The sequence below is a fragment of the Paenibacillus sp. 453mf genome, assembly GCF_900116105.1.
GTDB classification, from domain to species: Bacteria; Bacillota; Bacilli; order Paenibacillales; family Paenibacillaceae; genus Paenibacillus; species Paenibacillus provencensis.
This window is the reverse complement of the sequence record NZ_FPAC01000001.1, coordinates 2,060,358-2,081,105: the sequence shown is the minus strand read 5'-3', so window position 1 is coordinate 2,081,105 and position 20,748 is coordinate 2,060,358. Positions and strand designations below refer to the sequence as shown.

Genomic DNA, 20,748 nt, shown 5'->3' with positions numbered 1-20,748 from the left:
GTGTAATCGTACGATATCCATTACTAAAAATGATGAGCGGAGCGTGAAGGGTATGTGGAAGAAGTCGGTAAAATGGAATAACAAAAGATCGAAGATGAGCGCCTTGCTCCTCGCTGTGTCCTTAACCTTAACAGCATGTGGCGGCGGAGAAGCAGGAACGGATAATACCAGTGCTTCGGGAAGTGCACAAGAAACAACTCCTGTTAAGGTCGTTCTTAACTGGTTCGCCAAGACGGAGCATGGCGGGTTCTATGCAGCCGAAGAGAACGGGATTTATGAAGGGAAGAATCTGGACGTAACGATTGAGCCAGGAGGACCACAGGTCTCCTCCATTCAGATTGTTGCTTCCGGAAAAGCGGAGTTCGGAGTTGCACATGCGGATCAGATTCTGCTAGCACGCGAGGAAGGAATTCCAATTGTCGCCTTGGCAACGACGTTTCAGATTAGTCCGCAGGCTCTTATGTTCCATGAGGAGTCTGGTATCGAGGACTTTGACGATCTGAATGGCAGAACCGTATTTATTCAGCAAGGCCAGCCCTACTGGGAATTCTTGAAGCATAAATACAGTCTGGATACGGTTAAGGAAGTAGCATATACAGGCCAGCATGGTAACTTTATTGAAGACCCTCAGTCTGCAAGCCAGTCCTTCGTTAATGGTGAGCCGTATGTTGTGGAGAAGCAAGGCATTGAGGTAGGAACGAAGCTGATTGCCGATTCCGGATATGAACCGTATGCCGCCGTTGTTTACACCACTGAGAAATATTTAGAGGAGAACCCGGAGACAGTCAAAGCGTTCGTTAACGGTACAGTAGAAGGCTGGTATGATTATAAAGAGAATTTTGAACAGATTAATAAGAAGATCCTTGAGATTAACACTAATTTGGCAGAAGATGAGATTGCCTTTGGAGAAGAACAACAAAGAGAATTTGTATTTGGTTACGACGCGGAAGAGAATGGCATGGGCTATATGACCGAGGCTCGCTGGAATGAGCTGAAGGATCAGCTGCTGGAGATCGGCTTGCTTACGAAAGACCTCGATGTAAGCGAAGTATTCACGACAGAATATTTGCCTGCCAAATAAGTGGAAATGGATTCCATAACGATAATAAAATGATAGACCAAGGTACGGAGTACATTCATTATTGAATGAGGCTCTGTGCCTTTTTTTAATGTGTGGTATGATCGAATGATTTCATTTTAGAAGGAGTAGAGAATCTCAATGGGTGTATCTATCATATTGTTCATTCTCGCCGGACTTGCTGAAATTGGCGGCGGATATTTAGTGTGGCTGTGGCTTAGAGAGGGAAGACATTATATTTATGGAATTGCAGGAAGTTTAATTCTAGTAATCTACGGCATCATTCCTACGCTGCAGCAATTTCCCACGTTTGGTAGAGTGTATGCGGCATATGGAGGTGTCTTCGTCATCATGGCAATATTGTGGGGCTGGGGGGTCGATAAGAAAACACCGGACTTCTATGATTGGCTAGGCTCGTTCATTTGTCTTGCAGGGGTTGCAATTATTCTATGGGGGCCAAGAAACAGTTGAATTCATCACTAAAGTAAAGGGAATATTCATTCAAAGTCGTCTATTTCATTATAAAATAAGGGATGAATTGGTAGATTTATGCTTCTGCTTCTATTATGATAAGACTCAAACGGGAGAAAGGGTGTGGAAGCAAGGTGGAACGTGAATTGGCGCTTGAGATAGTCAGGGTAACAGAACTAGCTGCATTGGCATCAGCTCCTTGGATGGGCAGGGGGGATAAGAATAGTGCGGATGAGGCCGCAACTCTGGCGATGCGCGCCATGTTTGATTCTGTATCCATTAAGGGAACGGTAGTCATTGGCGAAGGGGAGATGGATGAGGCTCCAATGCTGTATATCGGAGAAGAAGTAGGGAACAGTGAGGGGCCGGAAGTGGATGTTGCTGTGGACCCGCTGGAAGGAACCGAGATTGTAGCCAAGGGACTGAATAATGCACTGTCTGTTATCGCCGTTGCAGGCAAAGGGAATCTGCTTCATGCTCCAGACATGTACATGGAGAAGCTTGCGGTCGGACCAGCGCTGGTCGGTAAAGTAAGTATTGAAGATCCGATTGATGTCACCTTGCGAAAAGCGGCTACTGAGTTAAACAAGAACATCTCTGATCTAACCGTTATGATTCTAGACCGTGATCGCCATGAGAGCATCATTAAGATGCTGCGTAAAGTGGGCGTTCGAATCAAATTCCTGAGTGATGGAGATGTGGCAGGAGCGATGGCGCCGGCATTCCCGGAAGCGGGCATTGATATCTACGTAGGCTCAGGAGGAGCACCAGAGGGAGTACTGGCTGCTGCAGCGCTGTCTTGCCTTGGTGGAGAAATCCAGGGCAGATTAATGCCTGCGAATGCAGATGAATATCAGCGCTGTTTGAAGATGGGAATTACAGAGCCATATAGAGTGCTGACAATGGAGGATATGATCGGTAAGGACGATGTTATTTTTGCAGCCACGGGAGTCACGCCAGGTGAAATTCTTGGTGGAGTCCGATATCTTGCTGATGACAGAGCCGAGACGCATTCTATTGTTATGAGAGCCAAGACCCGAACGATCCGCTACATAAGAACACAGCATTTTCTTCCGGGCAAAGAGGTGCTGCATAAAGTCAGGCAGGCCCAGACCTTAGAATCTGCACCTGGCAGCACGCTTAAGAAGCAGGCAAAAGCGAACAAAGAGGAGCATGCTGCTGGCTCAGTAATAGAAGCGTTGAAGCAGGGCTGATATGAACAGCGTATAAACCGTTAGCCGTTTATCCGCTCATGAACTTCTACACAGTTTGATGAAGAATTCCTTCATCCTAATTAGAAGATCATGGGCGTATTTCTTTGTAAAAAATGCATCAGACCAATTGACATTCTATGCTCGCCATGAGAAAATGTACGCGCGTACATTAGATATGGAAATGAGTGGATCTATTATTGCAACACGAAGAGAAGTTGCTGATTTAGCTGGTGTATCCGAAGCTACGGTCTCCCGAGTACTGAACGGCGTGGGTCCTATCAAAGAAGAGACGCGGATCAAAGTACTGGATGCTGCTAGCCAGCTTGGTTATGTGCCAAGTAATCTCGCGCGCAGCTTTGCCCGTCGCAAGAGCGGGAATATGGGCGTAGTTCTGCCTTATATTCCGAAGGCGCGACTGTTCTCCAGTTATTACTTCTCTGAGATTCTCAGCGGAATGGGAAATACGGTGCGGGAGCAAGGCTATGATCTTCTTGTTCTGTTTCGCAGTGAAGAGGATACACCCGAATATGTGTCATTCTTCCGGATGCAGAAGGTAGATGCTCTAATCGTGCTCGGTGCAAAGGATGAGCCGGGAGAGCGGGAAGCCCTTCGAAAGCTCCGGGAGGCAAGGCATCCTTTTATTGTCGTCAACCAGCATTTTGATCGGGAGAATTTCCCGGAAGTGGATGTGGATCATGAAGAAGGAAGCCGAATGGCTGTACAGCATTTGATCGATCAGGGACTTCACAGAATTGCATTTCTGAACGGGCCGCTCACGTACTCGAACAGTCTGGATCGCTTCAAGGGCTTTCAGAAAGCGCTTCAGCAGCGAGGTCTTGAGCTCGATGAATCGCTTCTATTTGAAGGGAATTTTGGCAGACGGAGCGGTTATGCGATAGGAGACGAAATTGCGAAGAGGGTTGAACAGGTAGATGCTGTCTTTGTGGCAAATGATCGGATGGCTGTCGGTCTGCTTCAGAGGCTGCGAGAGTTACTACCGGATCAGCAGCATTTTCCCGCGATTGTCGGTTACGATGATTCGGATTCCGCAGAAATCTGTGTACCTCCGCTCAGCAGTGTAAGAGTGCCATTCTATGAAATGGGGGAGCTGGCTGCACGATTGATGCTGACGGCATGTGAAGATCCGTCCAATTGGTCCCAGATGTTCAAGGAACATCCCAGATATCTGTTACAAGCCGAACTAATCGTTCGAGCCTCATCCAAAAATCGTACAGGAGGATGATTTCATGAGTTCTGTTCGCGTAGGTATGATTGGTTATAAATTTATGGGTAAGGCACACAGCAATGCATATCGCAGTGTTCCTATGTTTTTTCCAAAAACCGTTAAACCCGAGATGGCTGTCATCTGCGGCCGTGATCCCAAGGGAGTGAAGGAAGCACAGGAGCAGTTCGGCTGGCAGGAGAGTGTGACCGACTGGAGAGAGCTGGTCACTAGAGAGGATATCGACCTTATCGATATCAATGCGCCAAGTGACGCTCATAAGGAGATTGCCATCGCTGCAGCACAGGCGGGCAAACATATCTTCTGTGAGAAGCCCCTTGCCTTAAACCTTAAGGATTCCCGTGAAATGCTGGAGACCGCGGAAAGTGCGGGCATCAAGCATATGATTGGCTTTAACTATCGTTTCTCACCAGCCGTTCAGCTCGCCAAGGATCTTGTGGACAGCGGAAGACTGGGGAAGATCTATCATTTTCGAGCAAACTTCCTGCAGGACTGGATCCTGGATCCCGAATTCCCGCTCGTCTGGAGACTTCAGAAGGAAATTGCAGGCTCCGGTTCGCATGGCGATCTTGGAGCGCATTTGATTGATATGGCTCGTTATTTGGTTGGAGAATTTAAAGAAGTTATCGGTATGAGCGAGACCTTCATTAAGGAGCGTCCGATTGCATCAGAGATGACAGGACTTACAGCGAAGGGCAATAGTAATACGGAAAAAGGACCTGTAACCGTAGATGATGCAACACTGTTTTTAGCCCGGTTTGAAAGCGGTGCCATCGGCAGTTTTGAGGCAACTCGTTTTGCGGCTGGTCATCGCAGCACCAATTCCTTTGAAATCAATGGCAGCCTGGGCAGCGTAAAGTTTGATTTTGAACGGATGAATGAGCTTGAAGTTTACTTTGTGAATGATGCAGAGGATGTACAGGGCTTCCGCCGAGTCATGGCGACAGATGGGGTTCACAAGTATGCGGAGGCTTGGTGGCCGACAGGACATCCGATTGGATTTGATCACACCTTTACTCATGAAGTCGTTGAATTCATGAATGCGATCGAAGAGAATAGGCAGCCCGTACCGAACTTCCATGATGGAGTTGCCTGCCAGGCGGTTCTTGAAGCGGTAGAACGGTCGGTGGAGGAACGCCGCTGGGTGTCACTGTCTGAGATGTCTTAGTTAACTGTAAGATTCCATAATAATGAAGGAGTGTGTTGCAGGATGAAAAAAGCGCTAATCGTATGGGGCGGCTGGGACGGCCACGAGCCAGAGCAGGTATCGGCATTGTTTAAAGCATGGCTGACCGAGCAAAATTTCGAGGTGGAAGTCGCGAATACACTTGAAGCGTATCGTGATGCGGAGAAGCTGAAGACACTTGATCTCATCATTCCCTGCTGGACTATGGGCGAGATTGAGAAGGAGCTGGCAAGCAACGTTTCAGCTGCTGTCATGTCAGGAGTTGGCCTTGCAGGACTGCATGGAGGAATGTGTGATGCATTCCGCACGAATGTTGACTGGCAGTTTATGACGGGAGGCCAGTGGGTAGCACACCCGGGCAATGACGGAGTGGAATATACGGTAAATATCAAGAACAGCTCCAGCACACTGCTTGCCGGAATAGAAGATTTCCAAGTGAAAAGTGAGCAGTATTATCTGCACATTGACCCGGCTGTCGAAGTGCTGGCTACAACAAGATTCCCAATTGTGGAGGGACCGCATTCTACGAATGGCGCAGTCGACATGCCTGTCGTATGGACGAAGCGCTGGGGGCAAGGCAGAGTGTTCTACAATTCGCTTGGACATCATGCGGATATTGTGGAAATGGCACCGGTCAAAGAAATCATGGTTCGCGGATTTATGTGGGCTGCAGAGGGTAAGCAAGCAGCCGCGGCTAAGCAGGGCAAGGCAATACAATATACAGGTATGGGTGATAGTCAGATCTAATACGAGACTTACAGGTTGAAGGGAGAACAACATTCGATGGATAAAGTGAAGGTAGGTATTATCGGCTGCGGTAAAATCAGCAGTATCTATATGGAAAACTGTAATAAATTCGAATGTCTTGAATTGGTAGCCTGTGCCGACCTTGACCTGTCAAGAGCAGAAGAGCAGGCCAAGGCATACGGTATACCCAGAGCGGTTAGTGTTCAGGAACTGCTGAATGATCCCGAGATTGAGCTTGTCATCAATCTGACGATCCCTGCTGTTCATGCGGATGTTTGTCTGCAAGCAATAGAAGCGGGCAAACATGTTTATGTCGAGAAGCCTCTAGCGGTTACCCGGGAAGAGGGAGCCGCAGTGCTGCAGGCGGCGAGGGAGAAGGGACTTCTCGTTGGTTCTGCACCCGAAACCTTCTTTGGCACGGGCATCCAAACGTCACTAAAATTAATTGAAGAGGGTCTGATCGGCACGCCTGTAGCTGCGACAGCCTTTATGATGAGCCGCGGTCATGAATTCTGGCATCCGGACCCTGAGTTTTATTATGCCAAAGGGGGAGGCCCGATGTTTGATATGGGCCCTTATTATCTGACTGCACTTATTCAGTTGCTGGGTCCGATCTCGAGTATTACGGGGATGACGGGCAAGGCACTTGACGAACGCACCATAAGCAGCGAGAAGAAATTCGGTCAGAAGATCAAGGTGGAGATTCCTACCCATGTAGCAGGTCTACTTCGGTTTGAGCAAGGAGCCATCGGCACCATTGTAACCAGCTTTGATATTTTTGGAGGAAGCCAGCTCCCTAATATCGAGATTTACGGGACGGAAGGAACGCTTCGTGTGCCGGATCCGAATACGTTTGGCGGCCCTGTATTGCTGAAGCGCATTGGAGAGAAGGATTGGGAAGAGGTCGAGCTCTTGCCAGGATACGATCAGAACACACGGGGAATTGGTCCGGCAGATATGGCGTATGCCATTCGAAGTGGACGTGAGCACCGGGCCAGCGGTGAACTGGCCTATCATGTTCTTGAAGCTATGTGGGCCTTCCATGACGCCTCGGACGACGGTCAGCACTACACGATGAAGAGCACTTGTAAACGTCCGGCTTCACTTCCTGCAGATTTGCCGCTGTATACGCTGGATAGCTAATCATCCTGCTACAAAAATATATGTCCATGATAGCCGCTTAACTGCGGCTATTTGCTCTACCAAGAAAAGCGCCGGGCTTGTAGCTCACACCCGGCGCTAATGAATAGGACAATTTTCAGAGGATAGGTTAACGTAAACGACTAGTCAGTTAGAGGATTAAAACCCTCTGTCAAAGTAAGATTAGAGAACTTTGCATAATTCAACTGTTCTATATCATTTGCAACATCATTACTGTCTACCGCAAAGCCAACATAGATCGAGTCTTGCATGACGACCGTCTTCTCACCGATCTTGGTCCAATCGGTTCCATTTGTGGAGCCATATGCGTAGAATGCATCTCCTTTACGCCCTAGCTTGAGCCAGTATCCTTGTAAGTCACCATTTATCTTGAAAGGGATATCGGCGAGCAGTTGAATACCGGCATTTTCAGCTGCAGCCGGACTATCCAGCGTCTCTGTCAGCTCATCAAAATCGGCTCCTGATTGGTTTCTTCCAGCCAGATAAGCTGACCAGCTGGTGTCTTTTGATAGCTTCACCCAAGACAGACCAAGCGCTGCCGCCGAACTGTCTATAGTGAGATCATCTCGAATCATGAGCCCGGTAAAAGCATGGTTATCGATTGAACCGATGTCTTCCAATTTTGCGGTGAGCTCCATATCCCCGGTCATCTTCTTGTATACAAATTGAAAATCATCCTTCGCAGCATCCCGCTCAGGTGACCGTTCACTGCTGCCTTCGCTTACGCCCAGCTTCCCATTCCCTTTTACCGTTAGGGTACCACCCGATAGGCTTCCCGAGCCTCTGAGGTATGGTGAACCAATGTCCTTCGAAGACCAACCCGCCTCCTCAAGCGTGTGAGCGCTCGTATTCACATGAATGTTGGCAGCCGTCGTTTGTGTCTCATTACCTTCTGAATCCGTCACTCGGGCAGAAATAAAGTAAGAAGCATCGCCCAGTCCCTTGATCGTGTACTGATACATATTTCCTCTCTTCACTGCGTCTCCAAGATACTCAGATCCGTTATATATGGCGACTTTCTTGATTTTGTTCTTGAATTTGGAGGAAGCCTTGATTCTAACTTGAATGGGTTCGCCCAGTTTAAATTGTTCATTATTTGAAGGTGCTTGAAGCTTGGCTTCAGGGTTTTCCGCAACATGCTTCATATCGCCCAGGCTGTTTATATACAGCTCGAGCCAAGTATAACCTGAGCGAGTAACGGTCTTATATGCATCCTTCATACCCCAGATCTTGTTTTTCTTCTCCCATTTGTCCTCCATTCCGTTAAGATTGGAGTCATACTGATCAGGATGCTGCTCTTCAACGACACCAAAGTCGGTTACATATCCGCCAACCTCGTGCTCCGTATTGATATATCTTCCGAGTCCTTGTTCCACTTCGGCTACAATACGAGCATCAATTGCATCACGGCGGGGATACGTTGCTCCAGCCTGACGTAGAATGGTGTTCAGCAATTGTCCATTGGCATCGACGACTCCATGGAGGACATGGTTGTCAAAGCCATTGTTTGTAACGCCATGATTAACACCGGTGCTGTCCGCGGATAAATAAGGCTCGGTTACAAATGTCGTTAACTGATCTCCGCTTGGATCACCCGAGCTTTTTACATAAGTCGATGAACCGTCCAGCCAGCCTGTGAGCTTGCCGTTGATCTGATTACCTGAAATATAGAAACCGCCCAGCTTGCCGGATTCGCCTGCATCAATGACTCTATCCGTTACATTATCCCTGGTTCCAGGGCCTGCGATTTCAATATTGTTCATGAAGTTTGTGAAATTGAAGCCTCCACCGTAAGTGCCATTAAAGCCCCAATTGTAGATTACATTATTAGCAAATTGAACAACGGCCACGTGTTCTTTATCCGCTATACCTGCATAGCCACCGCCAAGTCTTGGGTTTCTGGACGTATGACTTGTGTACAGATTGTGATGGAATGTTGTTTTGTCACCGCCGGCTATTCCTCCATAGCCATGTCTTCCTTTGGAATGCCCGGATAGAGTCAGACTTTCGGAGATGATGGACCATTGAACAGTACCATTCTCACCCCGATATAACGACAAGGTCTCATCAGTGTTCCAGCTAAAGGAGCAATGATCGATAATAAATTGGTTATTGTCTCTGCCCCATAGGGCGTCCATTGAATCACTGCCATTAAATACATTTGCAGCACCCGGTCGGAAGGATAGGTAACGGATGATGATGTTCTCTGAATTGCTGATGTTCGTATCCCAGCCTGCAATGGTAATGCCGTTTCCAGGTGCAGTTTGACCAGCTATCGTCAAATTTTTAATATTATTTAATCTTAAGGAGCTCTCAAGCTCAATTGTGCCGGATACATGGAAGACAATTGTGCGTCCTTCCTGTGGTGTGGATAAAATACCGTATCTTAGTGAACCGGCGATCGGCTCTTCATTTTCCTTATAATCATCTAGATTGGTTACAATGTAAACATCTCCGCCCCGACCTCCAGTAGCATAGGCACCGCCGCCTTCTGCACCTGGAAACGCGAGGACAGAGGCATCAGGAACGGGCTTCTTACCCGTCTCAAGTGCCATGGCCGCAGAAGGGGGCTGGACACCCATAATTGAAAGCGCTACCGAAAAACTCAAACCAATAGACATCATTCCTTTGAATCGCTTATGATTCCATTTCATCTGCCTGTTTTCTCCCTTCAATTCATTTTAATAGTCAGCAGCTTACCTATGCGAATTTACTCCTCCTTACGGATCATCCTTACAACTATATACTTTAAGACTTTTGGAAAATATTTACCTGCCACAATTTTGCACTTTCTTGCCAAAAATTGATCTTTTCTCTTGTCTAAAGGAGCAAACACATATTATGTTCTTTTTAGCGTGAAATGCAGAATGTGCAGCTGCGTCTTCTATACTGGCTTGGAGGGATCGTGTATGAAGATTAAATATCAGCATCGTGACCAGCAATTCCATTCATTTATATCCAGGAATAACACTTATCCGCTTCATTTGCACAAGAATGTCGAGATTGCCATGCTTCTGTCGGGAAGTATTCAAGCTAACGTCAATCGTGACACGTATTTGCTCACAGCAGGAGACTTGATCGTTATTTTTCCTAATCAGCCTCACAGCTACCAGACCACCGAGCATAGCGAAATGATGCTCATGTTTTTCGATGCTGCTTTTCCGGGGGACTATACAGGAGATTTGCTTCATTATGCTCCGAGTCGTCCCTTGATTAGAAAGAATGAATTGCTGACTCAAGTCATGTGGACGTTATACCATCTTTATGAAGAACAGGGTGAGCAGCGCCTGCTGAAGGCGTATACCTCAGTCATTCTGGGACATGCTATGCCGTTACTGTCGTTAAGGAAGGTGGATTATTTGAAAGAAGTCGATGAAATTCAGAAAATTCTAGCTTATATAGATCGTCATTTTTTGGAACCCCTTACATTAGATATTCTTGAAAAAGAACTCGTCATTAGTAAGTATCTTATTTCTCGAATCTTCTCAGAGCAGTTCCATGTTTCCTTCCGTAATTATATCAATGGCCTGCGAGCGGCTTTTGCTCATATGCTGCTGCGATCAACGACAGATGCCGTAACGGATATCGCTTTTGATTCAGGATTTAGCAGTCTTCGTTCTTTTTACCGCGTCTTCAAAAAGGAATACGGGGTTACCCCTAATGAATTCCGGCGTCAGGCATATATGTGAGGTATATTACATAGGAGTGAATCAAATCAGATTAGAATGAACAACAGACACACAGAGTAGATTCATTCGTAATTTTACAAGAAGATCAATTGACCTCTTGAAAATCTCATAAAACCTAGTATAATACTCGGTAAAAGAGTGTAAAGGAGACGCTGGATCAATCATGACAATACAACGCATGTCAAATTCATTACAAATAGATGATTATTTGGATCTCCTGAATTATGCGATCCGAATTGATGACAAAGACTGGCAGCAAGAAATCATAAATCTGATGAAGACTTATACAGAGCAGGAGACGAACAAGGATACTCCGGTGCTGCGAAATGAATTATGGATTCAATTTGATGCGCTTAACGACGAGCTGTTGTCACTATTCAAGCAGTTAAGTTGGGAGAAGGACGAAGCGGAGAAGGCTAAAGTAACGGAACGAATATGGGAGTTGAAACATGAACGAGTCATGATCTCCCAGAAGCTGGAGTCTATTGTGAATAGGAAGCATCACCCTTCAAAATAATAGTGAAAATATAGATCTGATGGATAAAGCCGGATTGCATATGCGATCCGGTTTTTTGGTGGCAATTGACGATGGTAGTGAATGTAACGCGAATGACAATTACGTACCATTAATTACCATAAAACATATAATATACTTGCATTTTTGTGTGGCGTGCCTAGTTTATTTTCATTAAATCAGCATTCCTCCAAAATTGTGTTAGATAAATTGACGCAACATCTCGCTCAACTTATAGTTATAAAAAAATAACTGGATGGATATGGGGGCGTTGTTGTGGTGATTACACAAACGATGGAGCGGAAGCCTTTTTATAAAGGACTCTTTTTTCAAATTATGATGGCCATAGTACTTGGAATTGCTGTTGGTTATTTCTGGCCTTCCTTTGGAATAGCACTTAAGCCACTCGGTGACGGTTTTATCAAATTGATTAAAATGATCATATCACCGCTTGTGTTCGTCGTTGTAGTGCTGGGCATAGCAAAGGTAGGGAACATTAAAACGGTTGGCAGAATTGGCGGTAAGGCATTGATCTATTTCGAGGTGGTTACGACCATTGCTCTAATTATCGGTTTAGTAGCTGCAAATGTCATGAAGCCAGGTCAAGGGATGAATGTTGACCCAGCAAGCTTGTCCGTAGACCAGGTTGGCCAAGCAACGAAGAATTCAGAGCTGCCAACAGGGACCGAATTCTTCATGAACATTATTCCGGAGAGTGTGGTTTCGGCTTTTGCTTACAATGCCATGCTGCAGGTACTGCTCGTCTCTTGTTTATTCGGTTTCGCAGTCGTTCGAATCGGAGGAATGACATCGGAATTTCTGATTGATCTATTGGATCATGTCAGCAAAGTTATTTTTCAAATCATGGGCTTCATTATGAAGCTAACCGTTATTGCGACCTTTGGAGCGATGGCTTATGCAGTAAGTCAATATGGGATGCAAACTCTGCTCTCCTTCGGCAAGCTGTTCTTGGCCATGGCGGTGGCATGTATCATTTTTCTGCTTGTTCTTGAAGTCATTATGCGACTTTTTGTAGGGATTGGGTTGTGGGGAGTCATTAAACTGATTCGTGAGGAAATCATATTCTCATTTGCTACCGGATCCACCGAAGCCGTTATGCCGCAATTGATGACGAAGCTGGAAAAGGCGGGCTGTGAGCGATCAGTCGTAGGCTTGGTTGTGCCAACAGGTTATTCCTTTAACCTTGACGGGGCCTCTATTTATTTGTCACTGGCGCTTGTGTTTTTGGCCCAAGCCACAGGAACGGATCTCGGCTTGTACGAGCAGCTGGTACTCCTTGGTGTGCTGCTGCTTACATCCAAGGGCATGGCGGGTATTCCAGGTTCCGCATTTGTTGCCTTATCTGCAACCGCTGCAAGTACGGGCTTCATTCCGATCGCGGCTGTTGCGTTGATGCTGGCACCAGATCGGATTATGGGGAACTTTCGCACGACAATTAACTTGATCGGTTATGCCGTTGCGACGTTTGTCGTTGCAAGATGGGAAGGACTTCTGGATAAAAAACAAGCTGTACAGGTGATGAAGTCAGGATTAATCTTGGAAGAGGGGGTATCTCCTGCACCGGCTGTCACTGATCTATCTGCGGCTAGAAAATTGGAAGTAGAGTAATACCAGATATATAGTAGAAGCCGCGTGTAAGGTGTGATATCTATAATCCGCTGTAAGGGAATGATATATCCTTTACAGCGGTTTTTTGGTCTGTTATAACTGAATCAATTTCTTTTGCAACTACGACAGGTATTGTCATATTTCACATTTACAATAAGAAGGAAGGACAGAATAAGTCCTGAGGATGAGATAAGAACACCAGAGGAGTGAATGGATAAGTGACAGCATTAAATGGCAAGGTAGCGGTTGTAGCGGGTGCCACACGCGGGGCAGGAAGGGCCATTGCCGTTCAGCTAGGAGCGAGCGGTGCCGTAGTGTATTGTACGGGAAGAACTACTCGCCAGGATAAATCGGACATGAACCGATCGGAAACAATTGAAGAAACTGCGGAGCTGGTGACACAGGCAGGCGGGATTGGTATTGCGGTCCAGGTCGATCATACAGATCCCGAGCAGGTGGAGCGGTTGTTTGAGAGGGTCGCCCGTGAAAGAGAAGGCAGGCTCGATATACTCGTGAATGACGTATGGGGAGGTGATCCGCTGACAGATTGGTCCAAAGCCTTCTGGGAGCACTCCTTGGAGGACGGATTAATGATGCAGAAGCGGGCAGTCCATTCGCATATGATCACAAGCAAATTTGGAGCACCGCTTATGGTGGCAAGGAAGCAGGGTTTGATTATTGAAATAACGGACGGTGTCGATGATAGATATCGGGGTAATCTATATTACAGCTTAGCCAAAGTATCAGTTATTCATCTGGCAAAGGCCATGGCTGAGGAATTGAAGCCGCATAACGTAACAGCACTCGCGCTTACCCCGGGTTTTTTGCGTTCAGAAGCCATGCTGGATTACTTCGGCGTAACTGAAGAGAATTGGAGGGATGCTGTACGCACAGAGCCTCATTTTATTGCTTCAGAAACACCTGATTATGTAGGCAAGGCAGCGGCGTGTCTCGCGGCAGATCCCAAGGTGCATGAGAAGACTGGTCTTGCACTTAGCTCATGGGGATTGTCAGAAGAGTATGACTTTATAGATCGGGATGGTAGTCGTCCTCATTGGGGCAGGTATGCGAAGGAACAAGGACTATAGGGAAAAAGTCAACAAAGCTCCTGTCTCTCAGGAGCTTTGTTATGTTATAGCAAGTATTTCACAGAATCCTTGTTAGTTTGCGATCCAAAGAGCTAATGTTGTTGCTGGCTCCCATCCTGTCAGAGCTGTATGCGCTTGACGGCATTTGTATACAACCCCGTTGTAGGTGACAAGATCATTCACTTTATAGGCTGTGCCAGGCGTCCATTCTGGTGCTGTCGTCGAAGGTGAAGAGGTGGAGATGGTTAGTGTATTGCTTGCAGCAGATACATTGCCGGCAGCATCGATGGCTTTGACTGTAAAGGAATAGCTGGTGCCAGCGGAGAGTCCTGTTACGTTGTATTCCAATGTTGTACCAGATACTGTAGCTACTTTTGTTGAACCTCTGTAGATTTCATATCCGGTAACTGCTGTGTTATCAGTAGAAGCTGACCACATTAGGGAGACCGAGCTTGCTGTAACGCCCATAGAATGCAATCCGCTTGGTGCGGTAGGCGCATTAGTATCAGGAGTGCCAGCACCAGAAGTGGTTACACTTAATACGTTGCTTGCTGCTGATTGATTACCCGCTGCATCCTTCGCTTTTACAGTAAAGGTGTAGCTGCTGTTTGCCGTAAGACCGGTCGCATTGTAAGTCAATGTAGAGCCGGATACGGTGCCTACCAAAGTCGTGCCTCTGTAAATTTCATATCCAGTAACTCCTACATTGTCAGTTGAAGCTGACCACATCAAGGAAACCGAAGTTGATGTGACACCCATGGAATGAAGACCGCTTGGTGCTGATGGAGCTGTCGTATCGCCAGGGTTTCCTCCGCCGCCATTCAAGTTCACATCAATCGTATTATAAAATGCGTTTCCTGTATCTGCGATTTCCCAAACGGCAAGAATAAGATGGTAGCCGCTGCGGTCCGAAGGAATATTACAAGAATGTGTCACAGTATAGTCTGGTCTTTTACCACCGTCATCAATGGAACAGAACAACTCAATATCGGAACGTGCAAGTGCTTTGCTCTGATCCCAGCCTGGTTTAGTAATGTAGTATTTCCATTCCGCAGTCGCATGAGCGGCTGTAAGCGTCCAAGTAAATGTGTTTGGTCCTGTGTTCATGTTGACCTTCGTCCAGCGAGTAGGAGACTGCTCATTCATTTGTGGGAAGATTCCGGCTCCTGAGATCTGTCCGTCGGCAGGCCCCCCTGCTGGGAAGTTACCTTTTGCTTCTAAGGATTGTGGCTCATACTGTACGTTGCCGCAGTTTGTATTCTGTCCAAGCTTGCAGAGATAGGCCCGGCTTTGCGGAGCGCTTATGTAACCGTGAGCTGAAGCAACTTCTGCAGCAATTAGGCAAGTGATAAACGCGAACAAGATTCCAAGCAGCAAACGAACGTGGAAGTTCTTCCTCATAACCAATCCATTTTCCATCATAACCATTCCCTCCTCAAAATGTGCGGTTTGGCGATCAAATTCCGCCTCCTACTTCTTCATTTTAAAGATTCCAAATCAATTGGTAAGGGTAAATAGTTTCAAAACAGGGGATAAAAATATAAAAAATACCACAAAAATGACCGCTTTATTAACATTTAATGTAATTAAATTTGGTTAAAAAGTACGTTGCCAACAAAATATAGATTAATGGATGGCGTGTACTAAACCCTGGGTTTGAAAAAAACGACTCAATTCTCAAGCATATATGAAAAATCAGGAGGAAAAATGGTATGAACGATGTGTTGAACTCACGAATTTCCATAATAGGACTGGGGACTGCACTCCCTGCTCATTCTCTGTCACAGACAGATGCAGCCAAGCTGATGGAATCTTCACTAGGCGAGAAGCCAGAGCTGGTTCGTTTTGCGAGAAGAATATTTAGATCCTGCGGTGTTGAGATGAGATATACATGTGAACCGGGCTTTACAGGGAACCCGGAAGATTGTGAGTATCTGCCTTCTAATCAGGATCGTGAGGCTCCAACTACGGGAGAACGCATGAATACATATAAAAAAGAAGCGGTACCGCTTGGCATCCAGGCCGCGGAAAAAGCACTTAAAGATTCTAATACAACACCTGAGGCAATTACGCATCTAATTACCGTCAGTTGTACCGGACAATTCTTACCTGGGCTTGATGTGCTGCTGATGAAGCATTTGGGCTTATCCCCCCGGACGACACGTATCCCTCTGATCTTTCAAGGCTGTGCGGCAGGACTGAGGGCAATTCAAGCTGGAAGGGATGTAGTGCAGGGTACCCCAAATGCCAAAGTGCTCGTTGTATGTGTGGAGCTATGTACACTTCATTTTCAGCCAGTAATGGAACGGGAAGCGCTGTTTGCAGCTTCGTTCTTCGGAGATGGAGCTTCTTCATGCGTAGTGGGGATGGCAGAAGAACAGCATCAGCATTACTATCAGCTAGGTAAGGGGTACTCGGTTCTTTTGCCGGATTGTGCGGAGGATATGACATGGGATGTTGGGAACACTGGCTTTGATCTGTATCTTTCACCGCGAATCCCCAAACTGCTCGGAACCCATCTAGCCAAGGAAATGGATTATCTGCTGGAAGGTGCACAGCAGCCCGAATTATATGCAATTCATCCTGGTGGCAGAGGGATTGTGGATTCTGTTCAGGAAGTGCTCAGACTTCGTGACGATCAGACGAAATTCAGCAGGGACATCTTGAAAGATTACGGTAACCTGTCTTCTGTAACCATTATGTTTGTGCTGGATGCGATGCGCAGCGAACTGAGATCTCTGAAGCGTGAGACAGCAGAAGGCGTGGCGATGGCGTTTGGCCCCGGGTTAACCGCTGAGCTTATGAGGTTCACCTATGTTCCATCGTACACTTCTTCATCCGTAGAGGCAGATCATGTCTATCTTTAGGAGGCTGGATCGAAGAGCGAAGGAAGAAGAATTGATGGATGATTTCTCGTTAGGCGGAGCGGAGCTGACCGAAGCGCTTAAGCATTTAAGGAGATTAAATAAAATATTCGCGGCTCCAGGTCCAACGAAATATGGAGTTGAGAAGCTGTGGAAGGAGATGGGCAGGCCGGACACCTTGTCGATTCTGGATGTTGGAGCAGGGTCTGGAGACGTGAACCGTAAGCTTCTTCGCTGGGCGGATGAACGAGGTGTCCAGCTGAGTATTACACTCGTAGATATGACAACAGAGGCATGTGATGAAGCGAGGGCCCTATTCAAGGAAGAGAACAGAGTAACAGTTCTGCAGGCCGATGTATGTGAACTGCCGGACGCATCAGCTGATATCGTAACAGGCTCCCAGTTCGTACATCATTTTGACGGAGAGAAGCTCGTTGAGATCGTATCCCATATGCTTCGTGCGTCCATATACGGGGTTGTTATCAATGATATTCACAGGCATACCGTTTCCTATACTGCGGTATGGATTACAACACGGATCATCTCGAGAAATCGTTATATACGGCATGATGGACCGCTATCCGTTGCGAAAGGATTCAAAGGCTCGGACTGGAAGGAGCTGCAGAAACAGCTTAACCATCACTCCATGTCCTATAACTGGAAGCCTTTGTTCCGATATGCCGTAATTATCCCGAGACAGTAAGGGAGCCGAAACAGAAAAGGGGAAGGTGAGGCATGTGGATAAACAGGTGGATGTCATTGTTATAGGAGCAGGGATTGCGGGAAGTGCATGTGCTGTTCAGCTTGCAGGCAGGGGACATGACACGGTTTTGTTAGACCGCAAAGCATTTCCGAGACATAAAACATGCGGGGAGTTCATGTCACCAGAAACGTTAGAGATGCTGGCTTATGTGGGTGTTGATCCGTTCGCATTTCAAGTGGAGCCCAGCGTGATGGACAGTGCAAAGATCATCATGGCAAATGGAGGCGAGATCGATTCACCCCTTCCAGGCAAGGCTTGGGGAATCAGCCGATATGAGCTGGACATGATGCTGCATCAAAAAGCAGTCGAGGCCGGTACAAGCATTGTAACAAAAGCTGTGGTGCTGGATATTGTACAGCTTGATGATAACAGCTATCGTGTTTCCGTAAGACAGGGAAAGGATGTTGTTCATTATCATGCCAAGTCCGTTATTGGCGCTTATGGAATTCCTAGACCCAAGTTTGTTCAAGGTGTGGAAATGGATTCCCCCCATAATTCGGAAGTTTATGTCGGCGTCAAATCCCACTATACAGGAATCAAGACAGAACCTCGGGTCGAGCTGTATTTCTGTGAAGGCGGCTATGTTGGAATTTCTCCAATTGAAGGAGGAGAGAAGGCGAATGTCGCTGGGCTGTTCCCGCTGACAACCGTTCAGCGTATAGGCAAGTCCGTATCCGATATATTGCAGGCAGCATCTCAGGATAATGAGAAGCTGTCAGCCAGGCTGAGCGCAGGCTCCCCAGTCGAAGGAACGCAAGTATCCATTGCTCCCGTCAAATTATCTTCTGTTCCCGAGCCGTGGTCGATCTTCCCCCATATTGGAGATGCGCTAATGGTGATCCCTCCTTTATGTGGTGACGGCATGTCTATCGCCTTAAGATCTTCTATGATCTGCTCGGCTGTAACGGATCGATACCTAAGATCTGAGATTGCTTATGAAGAGTGGCAGAGCGAGTATACTTTGGAGGCTAATCATCATTTTGGCAAGCTGCTGAAACGGGCTAAACGTATTCATAAGCTGGCTTTTGCCAAGACCAATCGTCTATATCCCGGTGCAGCGAAATTGTTTCCGAGCCTGGCTTCCTATCTCGTTAAGGCGACACGACTGTCCGAAATGGGCATCCATCGCTAAATTTATCATGAAGAGTCAAACCCAGTCTTATAAATAAGCTGGGTTTGTTATTGGTGTAGTTTTATTGTGTTAGAGTAATAAATTTCAGAGAATTTATTCGGTAAATACAACATCTGAAAAATTCAAAATAGATGACAATTCACAATTAAGACTCCAATAGCTAAATCTTTTATTCTATTTTTGCAGCAATACGGGAGTAGAGGTGGTTAAAAAAGGCGGCTTCATGAATTATTTCTCGGGCAATCGCACAAATCTATATTTTTCGACATGGAAGAATCAAAATTTAGCAGCTTTTTGATGAGAATCATATTAATTCAAGTATTTAATTAAATGAGAATAACTGGTATGATGATTAATATTAACTAAATCAAATGATTTTAAAATAACTTTAGCTGCTTTATTAAGAGTAAATATAGATGAAAGAAAGGGAGCGGACAAGATGGATATTCAAATCAATAAAGATCTTATTGAGGATAATCGCGGCAATATTTACCTTGTCATCGACAAGACTGACAATACTTTGGTGCTGGTTAACGCTTTTGTGCACGCATCATTTAAGCATCGATTGATGTTTGACACCGCATTTAAGGACCAATTTAAAGATTACGAGGGCCAATACATAGGCAAACCGGCAATGGATGATGTCAGACATGATTATGTGTTTGCACTTAAGGAGTTGGAAGGGAAATTGTATTCTCTTAACGAGGTGGAGAATGCTTATTCAATACAGTTCATTAAGATGATTGAGTACTACAAACATCCAGGAATGTCTTAAGTGAGGGGGAAGTCATATGAAGTATTTTTGGAAAAAACAGACGAGTAAACTGATCATAGGATTGCTATCGATCCTGCTCGTTGCGAGCGCAGCGCTGAATATTAGCCTTATGGACTACAAGGAGGCGCAAACGGAAACGAACGAAAGGTTATGGAATGAAGCGGTTAGCAAAGGGTTCTCTTTGCCGTTAGAGGATATTGCTTATTTGACAGAGAAGCTTAAGACAGGTGACTTCGTGGAGACAGATCAGGTTGTGAATCGGCTTGATCAGGCAGCACGTAATCTTGAACAGGGTGGCAGGTCGTTATCCCAGATGGAGCCCTTTTTCAGGCAGCAAGACAGTGCATCCACCCGGGTGATGGCAAATCTCTTGCAGGACTATCATCAATATGTTGAGAGTGACATCTTGCAGCCGTTGGAATCGGCAAATCACCTGAGTCATAAATCACATCAGCTTCTTTTGAAGGATTTGGATCGCCTGCAAGAGGATCTGGTCTATCTCAAGAATGTTATGAGCAAGCAGTCCATTACAAAGGATAAGCCCACAGATATTCAAAAATCGTGGAAGCAGGCCATTCAGAAGGTGATCGAGCAGAATCCGGACCATGCCTTTCATCAGCGGATGAGTGAGAAGTATGACTGGATCTAAGTAATCTGAGTTCTGAGGGGGAAGCGGAATGGAGCTTTATTTCAGGAATAACTTTTTCAGCTCGGGTATGACAGAAATTGTGGACGATACAGGCCAGGAAGCCGGAAGCATTGATTTGAAGAGTGCTTTTGGCAGTTCTCTGGATATTTATGGACCATCCAGGGATTTAATATATTCGGGCAAATTTCGTGCCTTCTCGAGTAAGTGGAATGTGATGGATCCGGGAGAAGAGATTATTGGAATCGTTAGGGCCAAGATGAGTTTCTTTACTAAAAAATTCGAATATCATGCCGGTTCAAGAGGAATCTATTCCATCACTTCTCCAGCCTTCTCCAAAGAATATACGATTGAGGATGAATCGGGGAGCGTAGCTGCAACATTTACAATAACCTCCGGCTTCTTCGGTCCTGGCTCGTATCGCCTGGATAACCGATCAAATGAAGTGGATTCTTATGAATGGATCGCAGTCGTGATGGGTGTTCACTCTATTCAGATCAGGCAGAATAATGCTGCGAATGCGGCAACCTAAAGACTTAAGAGACACA

At 46.2% G+C, this 20,748-nt stretch carries 19 protein-coding genes; 17 read left to right on the top strand and 2 right to left on the bottom strand.

The genetic code is table 11. The annotated features are described in order from the left end of the window. The first annotated feature begins 52 nt into the window (after nt 1-52). The 7 genes from BM415_RS09940 to BM415_RS09910 all read left to right on the top strand — a co-directional run bounded on the left by BM415_RS09940 (nt 53) and on the right by BM415_RS09910 (nt 7,082). A complete protein-coding gene (locus BM415_RS09940; protein ID WP_091157393.1) occupies nt 53-1,081 on the top strand; it encodes an ABC transporter substrate-binding protein in 1,029 nt (342 codons plus the stop codon). Nucleotides 1,082-1,219: 138 nt separating this feature from the next. Further along, nucleotides 1,220-1,549, top strand: coding sequence for a YnfA family protein (locus BM415_RS09935; RefSeq protein WP_091157391.1), 330 nt, complete (start codon nt 1,220-1,222; stop codon nt 1,547-1,549). A 134-nt stretch (nt 1,550-1,683) separates the two neighbouring features. Beyond that, on the top strand, nt 1,684-2,763 hold the full coding sequence (gene glpX / locus BM415_RS09930; RefSeq protein WP_091157388.1) for a class II fructose-bisphosphatase: 1,080 nt from the start codon (nt 1,684-1,686) through the stop codon (nt 2,761-2,763). A 181-nt stretch (nt 2,764-2,944) separates the two neighbouring features. After that, nucleotides 2,945-4,006: a LacI family DNA-binding transcriptional regulator gene (locus tag BM415_RS09925; RefSeq protein WP_091159177.1), complete on the top strand. Its 1,062-nt coding sequence runs from the start codon at nt 2,945-2,947 to the stop codon at nt 4,004-4,006. A gap of 4 nt (nt 4,007-4,010) precedes the next feature. Then, nucleotides 4,011-5,174, top strand: coding sequence for a Gfo/Idh/MocA family protein (locus BM415_RS09920; protein WP_091157386.1), 1,164 nt, complete (start codon nt 4,011-4,013; stop codon nt 5,172-5,174). 42 nt (nt 5,175-5,216) lie between these two features. Then, nucleotides 5,217-5,939: a ThuA domain-containing protein gene (locus BM415_RS09915; protein WP_091157383.1), complete on the top strand. Its 723-nt coding sequence runs from the start codon at nt 5,217-5,219 to the stop codon at nt 5,937-5,939. A 36-nt stretch (nt 5,940-5,975) separates the two neighbouring features. Beyond that, nucleotides 5,976-7,082 (top strand): Gfo/Idh/MocA family protein, encoded by a 1,107-nt coding sequence (locus BM415_RS09910; protein ID WP_091157382.1) that lies wholly within the window; start codon nt 5,976-5,978, stop codon nt 7,080-7,082. A gap of 140 nt (nt 7,083-7,222) precedes the next feature. Here BM415_RS09910 and BM415_RS09905 read toward each other — a convergent pair whose 3' ends face one another. Beyond that, the gene (locus BM415_RS09905; RefSeq protein ID WP_091157380.1) at nt 7,223-9,754 is read right to left on the bottom strand and encodes a pectate lyase family protein; all 2,532 of its coding nucleotides are present in this window, start codon (nt 9,752-9,754) and stop codon (nt 7,223-7,225) included. A gap of 255 nt (nt 9,755-10,009) precedes the next feature. Here BM415_RS09905 and BM415_RS09900 point away from each other — a divergent pair, with 255 nt between their 5' ends. From BM415_RS09900 to BM415_RS09885, 4 genes are all read left to right on the top strand, one after another. Beyond that, nucleotides 10,010-10,789, top strand: coding sequence for an AraC family transcriptional regulator (locus tag BM415_RS09900; protein ID WP_170862421.1), 780 nt, complete (start codon nt 10,010-10,012; stop codon nt 10,787-10,789). Nucleotides 10,790-10,952: 163 nt separating this feature from the next. Beyond that, complete coding sequence (locus BM415_RS09895) at nt 10,953-11,306, top strand: hypothetical protein (protein ID WP_091157375.1); 354 nt, start codon at nt 10,953-10,955, stop codon at nt 11,304-11,306. Between the two features lie 273 nt (nt 11,307-11,579). Further along, nucleotides 11,580-12,932 carry a cation:dicarboxylate symporter family transporter gene (locus BM415_RS09890; protein WP_244533201.1) on the top strand — a complete coding sequence of 451 codons (1,353 nt, stop codon included), beginning with the start codon at nt 11,580-11,582 and terminating at the stop codon, nt 12,930-12,932. Between the two features lie 218 nt (nt 12,933-13,150). Next, complete coding sequence (locus BM415_RS09885; protein WP_091157372.1) at nt 13,151-14,020, top strand: SDR family oxidoreductase; 870 nt, start codon at nt 13,151-13,153, stop codon at nt 14,018-14,020. Between the two features lie 72 nt (nt 14,021-14,092). On the opposite strand, the gene BM415_RS09880 is transcribed toward BM415_RS09885, so the two are convergent. Continuing rightward, nucleotides 14,093-15,442, bottom strand: a complete 1,350-nt coding sequence (locus BM415_RS09880; protein WP_091157370.1) for a lytic polysaccharide monooxygenase — start codon at nt 15,440-15,442, stop codon at nt 14,093-14,095. Nucleotides 15,443-15,732: 290 nt separating this feature from the next. Here BM415_RS09880 and BM415_RS09875 point away from each other — a divergent pair, with 290 nt between their 5' ends. The 6 genes from BM415_RS09875 to BM415_RS09850 all read left to right on the top strand — a co-directional run bounded on the left by BM415_RS09875 (nt 15,733) and on the right by BM415_RS09850 (nt 20,732). Beyond that, nucleotides 15,733-16,887: a type III polyketide synthase gene (locus tag BM415_RS09875; protein ID WP_170862420.1), complete on the top strand. Its 1,155-nt coding sequence runs from the start codon at nt 15,733-15,735 to the stop codon at nt 16,885-16,887. Then, nucleotides 16,874-17,587 (top strand): methyltransferase domain-containing protein, encoded by a 714-nt coding sequence (locus BM415_RS09870; protein ID WP_091157365.1) that lies wholly within the window; start codon nt 16,874-16,876, stop codon nt 17,585-17,587. Before BM415_RS09875 ends, BM415_RS09870 begins: the two co-directional genes overlap by 14 nt. Before the next feature lie 34 nt (nt 17,588-17,621). Further along, on the top strand, nt 17,622-18,779 hold the full coding sequence (locus BM415_RS09865) for an NAD(P)/FAD-dependent oxidoreductase (RefSeq protein ID WP_091157364.1): 1,158 nt from the start codon (nt 17,622-17,624) through the stop codon (nt 18,777-18,779). Nucleotides 18,780-19,218: 439 nt separating this feature from the next. Beyond that, nucleotides 19,219-19,554, top strand: coding sequence for a hypothetical protein (locus tag BM415_RS09860; RefSeq protein ID WP_091157361.1), 336 nt, complete (start codon nt 19,219-19,221; stop codon nt 19,552-19,554). Between the two features lie 16 nt (nt 19,555-19,570). Further along, nucleotides 19,571-20,203, top strand: coding sequence for a hypothetical protein (locus BM415_RS09855; protein ID WP_091157358.1), 633 nt, complete (start codon nt 19,571-19,573; stop codon nt 20,201-20,203). Between the two features lie 28 nt (nt 20,204-20,231). After that, a complete protein-coding gene (locus tag BM415_RS09850; RefSeq protein ID WP_091157357.1) occupies nt 20,232-20,732 on the top strand; it encodes an LURP-one-related family protein in 501 nt (166 codons plus the stop codon). Nucleotides 20,733-20,748: the final 16 nt, after the last annotated feature.

Bases quoted from the DNA above. Each gene is read 5' to 3' on its own strand.
- BM415_RS09940 (WP_091157393.1), top strand. From the start codon at position 53: ATGTGGAAGAAGTCGGTAAAATGGAATAACAAAAGATCGAAGATGAGC.
- BM415_RS09935 (WP_091157391.1), top strand. From the start codon at position 1,220: ATGGGTGTATCTATCATATTGTTCATTCTCGCCGGACTTGCTGAAATT.
- BM415_RS09925 (WP_091159177.1), top strand. From the start codon at position 2,945: ATGAGTGGATCTATTATTGCAACACGAAGAGAAGTTGCTGATTTAGCT.
- BM415_RS09920 (WP_091157386.1), top strand. From the start codon at position 4,011: ATGAGTTCTGTTCGCGTAGGTATGATTGGTTATAAATTTATGGGTAAG.
- BM415_RS09915 (WP_091157383.1), top strand. From the start codon at position 5,217: ATGAAAAAAGCGCTAATCGTATGGGGCGGCTGGGACGGCCACGAGCCA.
- BM415_RS09910 (WP_091157382.1), top strand. From the start codon at position 5,976: ATGGATAAAGTGAAGGTAGGTATTATCGGCTGCGGTAAAATCAGCAGT.
- BM415_RS09905 (WP_091157380.1), bottom strand. From the start codon at position 9,754: ATGAAATGGAATCATAAGCGATTCAAAGGAATGATGTCTATTGGTTTG.
- BM415_RS09900 (WP_170862421.1), top strand. From the start codon at position 10,010: ATGAAGATTAAATATCAGCATCGTGACCAGCAATTCCATTCATTTATA.
- BM415_RS09895 (WP_091157375.1), top strand. From the start codon at position 10,953: ATGACAATACAACGCATGTCAAATTCATTACAAATAGATGATTATTTG.
- BM415_RS09880 (WP_091157370.1), bottom strand. From the start codon at position 15,442: ATGATGGAAAATGGATTGGTTATGAGGAAGAACTTCCACGTTCGTTTG.
- BM415_RS09875 (WP_170862420.1), top strand. From the start codon at position 15,733: ATGAACGATGTGTTGAACTCACGAATTTCCATAATAGGACTGGGGACT.
- BM415_RS09870 (WP_091157365.1), top strand. From the start codon at position 16,874: ATGTCTATCTTTAGGAGGCTGGATCGAAGAGCGAAGGAAGAAGAATTG.
- BM415_RS09860 (WP_091157361.1), top strand. From the start codon at position 19,219: ATGGATATTCAAATCAATAAAGATCTTATTGAGGATAATCGCGGCAAT.
- BM415_RS09855 (WP_091157358.1), top strand. From the start codon at position 19,571: ATGAAGTATTTTTGGAAAAAACAGACGAGTAAACTGATCATAGGATTG.
- BM415_RS09850 (WP_091157357.1), top strand. From the start codon at position 20,232: ATGGAGCTTTATTTCAGGAATAACTTTTTCAGCTCGGGTATGACAGAA.